The organism is Rhizobium sp. BE258, from assembly GCF_031457345.1.
In the GTDB taxonomy this organism is placed as follows: Bacteria; Pseudomonadota; Alphaproteobacteria; order Rhizobiales; family Rhizobiaceae; genus Rhizobium.
The window spans coordinates 1052266-1063382 of the sequence record NZ_JAVDWL010000001.1; the positions used below are offsets into that span (position 1 = coordinate 1052266).

Genomic DNA, 11117 nt, shown 5'->3' on the forward strand with positions numbered 1-11117 from the left:
CCATCGCGTCGAAGAGAGGGCTCACATCAAAAGCCCGGCCGCAGTCACGACGCTCTGCGCGATTTCAGACATTTTCTTCTTTTCGTTCATCGCCGTTTGGCGCAGCAACGCGAAGGCTTCCTCTTCCGACAGGCCACGCATCCGCATCATGATGCCCTTGGCCCGCTCGACGACCTTGCGCTCCTCAAGGGCTGATTTGGCATCGGCAAGCTCGCGTTGCAAGCGGCTGAAGGCATTGAAGCGACTGACGGCCATATCGAGGATCGGCTTGACGCGCTCCTTCTTCAGTCCGTCGACCACATAGGCCGAGACGCCGGCATCGACGGCAGCCTCGATCGAGGCGCTATCGGAGCGATCGACGAACATGGCGATCGGGCGGCTGACCGAGCGCGTCAGCTGAAACAGATGTTCCATCATGTCGCGGTTCGGATTTTCGATATCGATGATGATGACATCAGGCTTTAGCGTTTCGATAATGCGCGCCACGCCCTGGACCTCGTGAATGACGGTGACGCGCAGATGCCCGGCTTCGCGCAATCCCTCTTCGATGATCGAGGCACGGATCGCGGTTTCGTCGATGACAAGGATCGTCAGGTCGAGGTGGTTCATGCGTCAGTTATGACGCAGTGCAGCAAGACTCGCAAGAGAATGGCTATAAATTTGAGCAAAGCGAATCTGTGGATAAAAAATAGGCGACCGCTGTCGAGTTAGTCCCGCCTCAATCCTTTATCATCGAACAGTCTGATATCCTCCGGCGAAGCCCGCAAGGCGACCTCGGCGCCGACGTCGATCGGCACGGCCGAACGGTATTCCACCGTCAGCGGCTGGCCATCCGGCAGCTGGCAGTAGAGATATTGCGTCCCGCCGAGATATTCGGAGAAATCGACGGTGGCTCGCAAGGTGCCCGCGGTTTCGCCGGTTGCAAGGGTCAGATGCTCTGGGCGAATGCCGAGCGTCACCTTGGTACCTGTCGAAAGACCGTCGCCGGAGATCGGCGACTGTATCGTCTGTCCACCGGCCGCGATAAGGCCAACGCCGCGCCATTCGGCGTTCAGCAGGTTCATGCGCGGCGAGCCGATGAAACCAGCGACGAAGACATTTGCCGGCCTTTCGTAGACTTCGCGCGGCGTGCCGGTCTGCTCGACGCGGCCATCGCGCAGCACGACGATCTTGTCGGCCAGCGTCATCGCCTCGGTCTGATCATGCGTCACATAGATCATCGTGTTGCCGAGCTCGCGGTGCAGCCTGGCGATCTCGATGCGCATGGAGACACGCAGCTCTGCATCCAGGTTCGACAAGGGCTCGTCAAACAGGAAGACGTCGGGCTTGCGGACGATGGCCCGCCCGATCGCGACGCGCTGCCGCTGGCCGCCGGAAAGCTGGCCGGGGCGGCGGTCGAGAAGATGGTCGATCTTCAGGATCGCCGACGCCGCCTTGACGCGGGCATCTATCTCCGGAGTTTGTGTCCGCGCCATCTTCAGCCCGAAAGCGAGGTTATCGCGCACGCTCATATGCGGATAGAGCGCATAGGACTGAAAGACCATGGCGATGCCGCGGTCGGAGGGATCGAGATCGGTGACATTGCGTCCCTTGATTTCGATCTCGCCATCGGTGACATCTTCCAACCCGGCAATCATCCGTAGTAGCGTGGACTTGCCACAGCCGGACGGGCCGACGAAGACCACGAAGGATCCCTCCGCGATCGTCAGGTCGACGCCATGGATGACGTCGAGACTGCCGAAGCTCTTGCGAATGCCTGAGAGCACCACTCCTGTATCAGGCATCTTATTCACCACGGGCCTCGCCAGCGCGAACCCAGACCAGCATCTCACCCGGTTCGCGGTTATCCCACAGAGGATAAGGAACGAAGCGCGCCGTTGCGGGCTTCGCTGAAGGCGGTGATGTCCGGTAGAGATCTGCACCCCAGTCCGACGTGTCGCGGCTCACCGGCAGATCGAGCGCGACGGCGCCGCGCAATCCGGCGACTTCCGAGACCTTCGCCTTCGACGGATCGGCGGAAAGCGAAATGCCGTTCAGTCCTGCGCCGTTATCCGTCTCCTCGACGCAATAGACCAGCGGCCCACGCATCAGCGCGGTGCGTCCGGCATCCTGGCGCACGCGCGGATTGGCGAAGAGCTTTCGGGCTGCAAGCGGAATGACGAGATCCACCTTGTCGCCGCTCTTCCATTCCCGCTCGATGCGAGCATAACCGTCCACGACGACGGATTCGAGGGCGATGCTTTCTCCATTGACGGAAAGCGTCGAGCCATCAGCCCATTCCGGGATACGCAACGAGATGGCAAAGCGGGCAGGGCGGTCGAGATCGAGGTCGAAATGGATCGCGCCGTCCCATGGGTAACGCGTCGTCTGCGCCAACTCGACCTTGGCACCTGAGACCTCGAAGCGAGCCTTGCTTTCCCCATAGAGATGGACGGCAATCTCGTCTTCGGCGACCGCATACATGTAGGAGCCGACGGATGCCAGAAGCCGGGCAATGTTCGGCGGGCAGCAGGGGCAATGGTGCCAGATCCAGCGATGATGCTTGCCGGAGCTTTCCAGCGGGTTTTCGTAGAAGAAGGTCTTGCCGTCGAGCGACAGACCCGCCATCGCGCCGTTGTAGAGCGCCTGCTCCATGATATCGGCATAGCGGCGGTTGGGGCCGCGGCCGAGCATGCGGTTGGCCCAGAAGACGAGGCCGACGGAGGCGCAGGTCTCGGCATAGGCGCTCTCGTTCGGCAGGTCGTAATAGTCGGTGAAGCCTTCGTTGGAAGCCGCCGGGCCAATACCGCCGGTGACATACATCTGCTTGGTCGTCAGGTCGTCCCAGAGCGTCTCGAGCGCCGCGGTCAGCGTATCGTCGTTATACTCGGTGGCGATATCGGCCATGCCCGCATAGAGATACATGGCGCGTACGGCATGGCCGACGACCTTCTTCTGCTCGCGCACCGGCAGATGTGCCTGGCCATATTCATAGGTCTTCTGATGGAAATCGGCAGCACTGCGGCCATCGCGGGTCGCTTCCTCGGTGAAGAAATGCGGTTCAGTGCCGCGCTCGTCGATGAAGAACTTCGAGAGGTCGAGATATTTCTTCTCGCCGGTCACGCGGGCGAGCTTCACCAGCGCAAGCTCCACTTCCTCATGGCCGCAATAGCCGGGAAGTTTGCCGGGGCCATGGCCGAAGACAGTGATCAGGTAATCGGCATAGCGGCACATGATGTCGAGCAGCTTGCGCTTGCCTGTTGCCTGGTAGTAGGCGACGGCACCCTCGATCAGGTGCCCGGCGCAATAGAGTTCGTGATGGTCGCGCAGGTTCGTCCAGCGGCGGCCGGGCTGCACGCGCTGGAACCAGGCGTTCAGGTAGCCGTCCTTGTCCTGCAGCTTCTCGTACATGTCGATGATCTCGTCGACGCGGGCCTCAAGCTTCGGATTGGTGCGGCGGTAGAGCGAATAGGCCACTGTTTCGATCGACTTGCCGAGATCGCTGTCCCAGAACATCTGCGTCGAGCCGCCCCATGGGCCGATCGGGATGACGACGCCGGGGCTTGGCTGGTTGACGTCAATCGCCTGGATCAGCCCCGCCTCGACGCAGCGGTCGAGCAGCGTTTCGGCCGTCGAATCGCAGATCGCATCCTGGCGGTCGCCGAACAGGCCGGCGAGCTCGACGCTCGGCACGGGCAGGGGACGGAACTGGCGGTCTCTCTTCAGCTTGTTCATGGCTTCATCCATTTCGTTGAAAGATCATCATTTCACCGCGCCGGCCATCAGCCCGCGCATGTAGTAGCGTTGCAGAAGCAGGAAGACGATCAGACAGGGGATCGTCATGACGACGACACCGGCCTGGACCGCACCCCAGTTGATGGCGCCAAGGCGCCCGGCGCGCACCGCCGTCATCAGGACGGGCAGCGTGTATTTCTCGTTGCTGGAGAGCAGCACGAGAGCGGCAAGGAACTCGTTCCAGGCGTTCAGGAAGGCAAAGATCGCGACAGTCGCGACGCCCGGCAGGACGAGAGGCAGGAGCACGCGGATCAGCAGCTTCATATCGCGCGCACCATCGATCTGCGCCGCTTCCTCGATCTCCTTCGGCACGGCGTCGAAGGCATTGCGCATCATGAAGACCGAGAAGGGCAGCTGCAGCGTCACATAGACGAGCGTCAGCCCGAGCAGCGAGTTGTTGAGGCCGAGCTTTGCGAGGATGATGAAGAGCGGCGTCAGGATCGACTGGAACGGGATCATCAGCGTGGCGATGATCAACACGAAGAGCGCGTTCTTCAAGGGAAAGCGGTAGCGCGAGAAGCCATATCCGGCGAGCAGGCTGACGGCGACCGTCAGCACCACCGTTGCCAGCGACACGAACAACGAATTGATCATGTGCTGCCAGATACCGGCGCCGAACGTATCGAGCAGCGCATACGCATCGAAGCTGACGCCTGTCGTCGGCCATGGCGGCAAGGGCGGTAGGCTGGCTTCCGTGCCATGCCGGAAAGACGAGAGCAGGGCGATGACGAAGGGCGCCAGGAAGAACACCGAAATGGCGATGCCTGCGACATGATAGGCCGATTGCGAGCGGAAGCGCTTGCGGGCGCGGCGCTGACTGGAGGAAGTCATCAGCGTTCCTCCCCGACACGCAGCAGCCAGAGCTGGACGATGGAGATCGCCACCAGGATCGCCAGCAGCGCGATCGACAAAGCGGCGCCATAGCCGAGATTGAAGGACACGAAGGACTGGTTGAAGATGTAGTAGACCACCGAGATCATTTTGTTCTGAGGCCCGCCCGAGGTCATGATGTAGAACTGGTCGAAGGCGAGGATCGAGCCTGTAACCGAGACGATCAGCGCCAGCGCAATGGTCTTGCGCATCAGCGGCAGGGTGAGATGGCGGAAGCGCTGCCAGCGCCCGGCGCCGTCGATGCGGGCGGCTTCGGTGAGTTCCGTGGGAATGGCCTGCAGTCCGGTCAGCAGGATAATCATCGTGAAACCGGCAATCTTCCAGACGACCATGACGACGATGGTTGCAAAGGCGGTGTCGAAGCTCGCCATGATATTGGGGCTGCGCTCGACGAGACCGAGGGCGCCCAGCGCCGGGCCGAAGAAGCCGCTGTCGACATTGGCCAGCCACACCCAGAGCAGCGAGGCCGTGGCGAGACCGACGACCACGGGCAGGAAGATGATCGTTCTGTAGGTGCTGACGAAGCGCCGCTCCTTCTCGACAAAGATTGCCAGCGGAAAGGCAACGGCGAAAATCGCGATGGTGACGATGACGGTGTAATAGGCGGTGAAATTCAGCGCCGCCATGAAGCGGCTGTCATTGAACATGCGGGTATAATTGGCAAAGCCGATCCAGCGCTGCGCGCCCATCAGCGGCCAGTTGTGCAGGCTCATCCAGCCGGTAAACAGCACCGGCATCACGAAGAAGACGATGACCAGCGCCATGGCCGGCGCGATGTAGAAAAGTCCGCGCCATTGCGATCTGCGCCGCCGCTTGCGACCGGCGAGCTGGCGCTGGGGACCTGAAACGGTCATCGAAACGCTCCGCATCTTTCATTGCTGCATAAGGGATGGATCGGCCGGAGAGCTGCCACCGCTCCCCGGCCGCGGCCGGGAGAGACTTATTGGCCGCTGTCTATGATCGACTGCATTTCGGACTGGGCGTTCGAGAACGCACCATCGACATCGTCGCCGAAGATCGCTGCGTTGGTGAACGTTGCCCAGGGGCCGTTGGCGCTGTTGATCAGGTCGTTGAACTGCAGCGTGTAGGGCGTCTTGGCGACGGCGATCGCCTTCAGGCCGACTTCCATGCGCGGGTCGAGCCCGGCGAGGACCTCACTGGCGATATCGCCGCGGGTCGGCAGGCTGCCATACTTGGCCATCACTTTCTGGCCGTCCATCGAGTAGATATATTCGATGAACTCCTTCACCGCGTCGATCTTCTTCGTGCCCTTGGTGATGACGAAGTTGTCGCCACCGGCGAAGGATGACGGCTTGCCATCGACGCCGGGGATCAGCGTCACGCCGAAGTTGATATCCGGATGGCTGGTGACCAGCGTGCCGATGGCAAAGGCGCCCAGCGACTGCTGGCCGATCTTGCCGTTGGTGAAGCTCAGGAAGTTCGAGCCGTTATCGCTGGCAGCGCCTGCCGGAACTAGATCCTTCTTGACCATGTCACGGTAGAAGCCGACAGCCTTGCGCATCTGCGGCGTATCGAGCGTCGCAGTCTTGCCATCGGCCGACAGGATATCCGCACCACCGCCCCAGACGAGCGGCGTGAAGGTGAAGATCATGCAGCCGCCGCAACCGCCGCCCGAGAAATAGAAGCCATAGGTATCGTCACCGAGCTTGCGGATCTTCTCGGCATTTGCCTCGATTTCTTCCCAGGTCGCGGGCGCCTTTTCAGGGTCGAGCCCGGCCTTCTTGTAGAGGTCTTTGTTCCAGGCGAAGACCGAGGTCTCGACCGAAAGCGGCAGGCCGTAGATCTTGTCCTGATAGGTGCCGAGCCGGACATGCGACGGCGACAGCGAGTTGAAATAGGGCAGTTTCTTCGCCCAATCCGTCAGGTCCTCCAGCTGCCCTGCTGCGGCGAAGGCCGGCGTGTAGATCAGGTCCATCGACAGCGCATCGGGCGCCTGGCCGCCGGCGATTGCCGTCGCATATTTCTGCACCAACTCGCTGAACGGCACTTCGGTCGCGACGACCTGGTTTTCGTGGCTGGAATTATAGGCTTCGACGACCTTCTTGAAGGCGTCGCCGATACCTGAGCGAACCCACATTTCAATCTTTTCGGCAGCCGAGGCTGTCGATACGAGGCTAAGGGTGGCAAGGCTCGTTGCCACCAACAGACGCTTCATCATGGCACTCCTCCCAATAGGGCGCGTCTCCTTCGCGCCGTTTCTAAATCCCGAGGGCGTCGCCCCCGCATGTCTGCCGCACCACGAGGCGGCACGGCAATTTCCGGATGCCGGGCTCCACCGGCCGCCCTTCGGCAAGCGCCAGAACCGTCAATCCGGCCTGGCGCCCCAGTTCCCGCAGCTCCATGTCCACCGTTGTCAGCGGCGGACGGGTCTGGGCGGCGACAATCTCCCAATTGTCGAAGCCGACCACCGAAACATCCTGCGGCACCTTGATGCCGCGCTCGCGCAACGCGTCGATGACGCCGCGGGCAATCTGGTCGTTGCCGCAGAAGATGCCGTCGGGTCTTTCGCCCCCGGCACTCCAGAGCCTTGCGACCGCATCGTGCCCCCAGCTTTCCGACCAGACGCCGAACATCACGGGCCGCTCGCTGTCGGCAGCCTCGCGAAATGCGTTGGCCCGTTCGCGCACCGAGAAGAAATCCTCCGGCCCGGTGATATGCACGAGCCGCCGCCGCCCAAGCTTCGCCAGCCATTCCGCGGCAAGCTTTGCGCCATGTGCGTCGTCGGAACGGAAAGTGACGCTGTCAGGCGCCCCTTCGGTGAAGGCGTAGACGACAGGCACATGCAAATTCGACAGATCGACCGGCAACCGTCTATCCAGACGCTTTCCTGTCGCGATGATGCCGTCCACCTGCTTGTCGAGCATCGCATCGACATGGATCTGCGCGAGGGCCGGATCATCCTCGATGGCGCAGAGGAAGACCGAGACGCCATGATCGACCAGCGCCTCGGAAATCCCCGCCATGACAGGCAGGGTGAAACGGCCGTATGTGTCGTTGGTCAGAAGCCCGATCGTGAAGCTGCGCTTGCTGAGCAGACCGCGCGCCAGAGCATTCGGCCGGAAGCCGATCTCGGCTGCGATGCGCTTGACCCGCTCTCGGGTATCGATGCCCATGCGGCCCGTGTCGTTCAGCGCCTTCGATGCCGTCGAGATACTGACGCCGGCGGCCGCCGCCACGTCGTGAATGGTAATCCGCCCGCGCTTTCCTCCCGCGATATCCAGTGTCGTCCTCCCGCAGTTCGACGGTGAGAAAACCTTTTACCAAGTCGGCTGTCAAGTGAGAAAAGGTTTTCTCACAGCTGATAGCTGTCTTGCTTCGATCGCGGTTGTGAATAGCGGTGAGCGAGGATGGCTATCGCGCCCTCGATGGGAGAGGTGAAATACTGAAACGTCATTGGAAGCAGCGCTTCCATTCACGTGAGACTTGCAGAATGCTCGGGCGGTAGTAATATTTACCACCGATGTTGGAGAAACAGCCGATGGCCAATGTTGAAAAGATCAGTGTTTCCATGACGCCGCAGCAGGCCGATCTGCTTCGCGATGCAGTAAGCAGCGGCGCCTACGCGAGCAATAGCGAAGTGATCCGCGAGGCTCTGCGGGACTGGACCGCCAAATGGGAGAACCGCAAAGGCGACATCGAGCGCCTACGCCGCGCGTGGGAAGAAGGCAAGGCGAGCGGAGAGCCGGTTGCCGCTGATTTCGAGAGCATTCGAATGGAGGCGCGCAAAGCATTGGACACAGCGCGCAACAATGGCCGCTAAGCTACTCTGGCTACCGAAGGCTCTGACGGATGTGCACGACATCTACGTGCAAATCGGCCTCGACAATCCTGCCTCTGCCGAGCGCTTCTTCGATCGGTTTGAGCAAAAGGCACAGTTACTGGCAGGCCAGCCACGCATGGGAGTGCGCCGCCCTGAGATCAGCGCAACCACGCGAATGCTTGTCGAAGCGCCATTTGTAATTCTTTACGAGACCATTCCTGACGATGATGAGGCACCGATCGAAACCGTTCAGATCGTCCGTGTCATAGACGGTCGTCGCGATCTCGAAAATCTGCCGATTTGACCCAGGCAAGATCACACTAGCTCGCCGGCACCTGCTTGGCATCTCGCTTGTTTGGCTAATAAAGCATCGGTTTACGAAGTTTCGGCAGCGATCCTTAATATCTGAGGGGTACAGCATATCGGATGATGGTGCTGTGCGGGGATCCGTCGTCTGCGATGAGAGAGAGACTTTACTATGTGGATCGTCTGAGGGTTTTCGCCTTTGGCCTGCTGATCCTCTATCATTCCGCGGCCGCATTCTTCCCTGACATGGGCTGGCTGCTGCATAGCGAGAATACCAGTCGCGGCCTGTCGCTCATCATGGATTTTCCGCGCGCCTGGCGTCTTGCGCTGCTGTTCTTCATATCCGGCATGGGCGTCGCCTTTACCTTCAAGCCAGAGCACGGGCTGACATTCATTTACCGGCGCACCCTGCGCCTGCTCATCCCGCTGCTCTTTGCCATGGCTGTCATCGTCGTGCCGCAGGTCTGGTACGAGCGGATGTATGAGAACGGCTATACCGGTTTGTTCCTGGAATTCTGGCTGACGCGCTATTTCACCGAGGGAAAATATCCGACCGGCAATTTCACCTGGGCGCATATGTGGTTCGTCGCCTACCTGCTGGTGATGTCCGTCATCTGCTACCCGATCTTTCAGTATCTGCTGCGGCCGGGAAACCCGGTCTTTGCCTGGTTCGAGCGCACGGCCAGGACAGGCGCTATCTATCTTTTCTTCCTTCTGCCCCTTGGCCTCAACCTGGCGCTTTCGCCGATCTACCCGCGCGAGACCAACGCGCTCTATAATGACGGCGCCTGGTTTGCCGTCTGGGCCAGCTGGTTCGGCCTCGGCTTCCTGATTTCCCGCCATCACCGGGCGCTGATCGGTACGCTGATTGCGCGCCGCTATGTCAGCGGCGGGATCGCGCTGGCGACCACCATCTGGCTCTATCTGGCATCCTGGACGGTCGCGCCGGAACAAGCGATCGGCAGCTACGATATCAACGAGACGCTACTCTTCAAGACCAGCGTCTTCCTGCTTGCCTGGAGCATGATCCTCACCCTGATCGGATTTGCGGCGCGCTATCTCAATCAGCCGAGCGAACGTCTGGTGACGATGAACCGGCTGGTTTTCCCGCTCTATATCGTCCACCAGACGGTAACGGTCGGAGCGCTCTATTATATCCTGCCGCTCGATTTGCCGGCGATCCCGAGCTTTGCACTTGTCGCTGCGGCAACGGCTGTTATCTCGATTGCCTTTGCGTTTGCCGTCGATCAGTTGCCGAGCCCGTTGCGCCAATTGGTGGGGCTGACGGACAAGCCGCGGCCGGCGCGCGAAAACGACGCACTGGAGCGCTCGGCGCGGCGTGGATAATCGCCCTTCTGGCGGGTTCCGGCGCGGGGATGGCGTCAACGCGCTTGCCTAATATTTGCGGCAAATCCTATCCTGTGTGATATCGCCGAACCGCACGGATTGTACCATGACCGCTACGCGCCCGATGCCCGAAGAAAAGGGTATTCTTGAGTTCCTGGAGATCTGCGCCAGCGTCTATTCGGACGATGCGATATCGCAATCGATTGAGGCGCAACGGGCGCAATATGATGCGCTTTGCGCCCGCTTCAGCCCGCCGATTCCAGAGGGACTGACATTTGCCGACAGCATCATTCGGGGCGTCCCGACGCGGCGCTATCGGCCGGCGAAGGTGACGACACCGACGCTGCTTCTTTATCTGCATGGCGGCGGCTTCGTCGTTGGCTCGCTGGAAAGCCACCATGCCATTTGCGCCGAGATTATCGAGTTTACCGGCGCCGAACTCGTCGCTGTCGATTACCGGCTGGCGCCTGAGCACCTTTGGCCGGCACAGACCGACGATGGTTTCACGGTGCTTTCGGCGCTTGCAGAAAGCGGACAGCGGATCGTGCTGATCGGCGATAGTGCGGGCGGCAATCTGGCCGCGGGTCTGGCCGTTCGCGCAGCGCAGACGGGCATCTCCAGCATTGCAGGTCAGGTGCTGATCTATCCGGCTCTCGGCGGCGATCTTTCCAAGGGATCGTATATCGAGATGGCCGAGGCACCGGGGCTGACCACCACCGATGTCGCCTACTACCGCGAGGTTCTGCAGGCGCCGCAGGATGATCCCGTTGCCGCGCCGCTGAACAGCGCCTCGGTAAAGGGCCTGCCGCCCGCTTTCATCACTGCCGCTGCTTTCGATCCGGTACGCGATGACGCGCGGAACTATGCGGCACGGCTGGCAGAAGCCGGCGTCGAGGTCTGGTTCCGCGAAGAACCACAGATGGTGCATGCCTGGCTGCGCGCGCGCCACATGAGCGACGGAGCGCTAGCCGGATTTCGCGCCGTTTGCGAAGCAGTACGCCGCTTCGCTTGTGGCTGA

At 61.1% G+C, this 11117-nt stretch carries 11 protein-coding genes; 4 read left to right on the forward strand and 7 right to left on the reverse strand.

The genetic code is table 11. The features are described from left to right. Positions 1-21 precede the first annotated feature (21 nt). The 7 genes from J2X43_RS04890 to J2X43_RS04920 form a co-directional block, all read right to left on the reverse strand. A complete protein-coding gene (locus J2X43_RS04890; protein WP_112388214.1) occupies positions 22-609 on the reverse strand; it encodes an ANTAR domain-containing response regulator in 588 nt (195 codons plus the stop codon). Between the two features lie 98 nt (positions 610-707). Beyond that, a complete protein-coding gene (locus J2X43_RS04895; RefSeq protein ID WP_112388213.1) occupies positions 708-1784 on the reverse strand; it encodes an ABC transporter ATP-binding protein in 1077 nt (358 codons plus the stop codon). 1 nt (position 1785) lies between these two features. After that, entirely contained in the window at positions 1786-3714 is a 1929-nt protein-coding gene (locus J2X43_RS04900; protein ID WP_112388986.1) for a glycoside hydrolase family 127 protein, read from the reverse strand. 27 nt (positions 3715-3741) lie between these two features. Further along, positions 3742-4605 carry a carbohydrate ABC transporter permease gene (locus tag J2X43_RS04905; RefSeq protein WP_112388212.1) on the reverse strand — a complete coding sequence of 288 codons (864 nt, stop codon included), beginning with the start codon at positions 4603-4605 and terminating at the stop codon, positions 3742-3744. Next, positions 4605-5519, reverse strand: a complete 915-nt coding sequence (locus tag J2X43_RS04910) for a carbohydrate ABC transporter permease (RefSeq protein WP_112388211.1) — start codon at positions 5517-5519, stop codon at positions 4605-4607. Before J2X43_RS04910 ends, J2X43_RS04905 begins: the two co-directional genes overlap by 1 nt. Positions 5520-5605: 86 nt before the next feature. Then, positions 5606-6844 (reverse strand): sugar ABC transporter substrate-binding protein, encoded by a 1239-nt coding sequence (locus tag J2X43_RS04915; protein ID WP_112388210.1) that lies wholly within the window; start codon positions 6842-6844, stop codon positions 5606-5608. A gap of 40 nt (positions 6845-6884) precedes the next feature. Then, the gene (locus J2X43_RS04920; protein ID WP_310291197.1) at positions 6885-7862 is read right to left on the reverse strand and encodes a LacI family DNA-binding transcriptional regulator; all 978 of its coding nucleotides are present in this window, start codon (positions 7860-7862) and stop codon (positions 6885-6887) included. 302 nt (positions 7863-8164) lie between these two features. Between J2X43_RS04920 and J2X43_RS04925 the strand changes: the two genes are divergently transcribed. The 4 genes from J2X43_RS04925 (at position 8165) to J2X43_RS04940 (ending at position 11117) form a co-directional block, all read left to right on the forward strand. Then, complete coding sequence (locus J2X43_RS04925) at positions 8165-8446, forward strand: type II toxin-antitoxin system ParD family antitoxin (protein WP_112388208.1); 282 nt, start codon at positions 8165-8167, stop codon at positions 8444-8446. Continuing rightward, a complete protein-coding gene (locus tag J2X43_RS04930; protein ID WP_112388207.1) occupies positions 8436-8750 on the forward strand; it encodes a type II toxin-antitoxin system RelE/ParE family toxin in 315 nt (104 codons plus the stop codon). The genes J2X43_RS04925 and J2X43_RS04930 overlap by 11 nt, the downstream gene beginning before the upstream one ends. Before the next feature lie 155 nt (positions 8751-8905). Then, positions 8906-10099 carry an acyltransferase family protein gene (locus J2X43_RS04935; RefSeq protein ID WP_112388985.1) on the forward strand — a complete coding sequence of 398 codons (1194 nt, stop codon included), beginning with the start codon at positions 8906-8908 and terminating at the stop codon, positions 10097-10099. A gap of 106 nt (positions 10100-10205) precedes the next feature. Next, positions 10206-11117 carry an alpha/beta hydrolase gene (locus J2X43_RS04940; RefSeq protein WP_112388206.1) on the forward strand — a complete coding sequence of 304 codons (912 nt, stop codon included), beginning with the start codon at positions 10206-10208 and terminating at the stop codon, positions 11115-11117.

What these genes read in the sequence shown, in the direction of transcription:
- J2X43_RS04890 (WP_112388214.1), bottom strand. Translation starts at nt 609, where the DNA reads ATGAACCACCTCGACCTGACGATCCTTGTCATCGACGAAACCGCGATC.
- J2X43_RS04895 (WP_112388213.1), bottom strand. Translation starts at nt 1,784, where the DNA reads ATGCCTGATACAGGAGTGGTGCTCTCAGGCATTCGCAAGAGCTTCGGC.
- J2X43_RS04900 (WP_112388986.1), bottom strand. Translation starts at nt 3,714, where the DNA reads ATGAACAAGCTGAAGAGAGACCGCCAGTTCCGTCCCCTGCCCGTGCCG.
- J2X43_RS04905 (WP_112388212.1), bottom strand. Translation starts at nt 4,605, where the DNA reads ATGACTTCCTCCAGTCAGCGCCGCGCCCGCAAGCGCTTCCGCTCGCAA.
- J2X43_RS04910 (WP_112388211.1), bottom strand. Translation starts at nt 5,519, where the DNA reads ATGACCGTTTCAGGTCCCCAGCGCCAGCTCGCCGGTCGCAAGCGGCGG.
- J2X43_RS04915 (WP_112388210.1), bottom strand. Translation starts at nt 6,844, where the DNA reads ATGATGAAGCGTCTGTTGGTGGCAACGAGCCTTGCCACCCTTAGCCTC.
- J2X43_RS04925 (WP_112388208.1), top strand. Translation starts at nt 8,165, where the DNA reads ATGGCCAATGTTGAAAAGATCAGTGTTTCCATGACGCCGCAGCAGGCC.
- J2X43_RS04930 (WP_112388207.1), top strand. Translation starts at nt 8,436, where the DNA reads ATGGCCGCTAAGCTACTCTGGCTACCGAAGGCTCTGACGGATGTGCAC.
- J2X43_RS04935 (WP_112388985.1), top strand. Translation starts at nt 8,906, where the DNA reads ATGAGAGAGAGACTTTACTATGTGGATCGTCTGAGGGTTTTCGCCTTT.
- J2X43_RS04940 (WP_112388206.1), top strand. Translation starts at nt 10,206, where the DNA reads ATGACCGCTACGCGCCCGATGCCCGAAGAAAAGGGTATTCTTGAGTTC.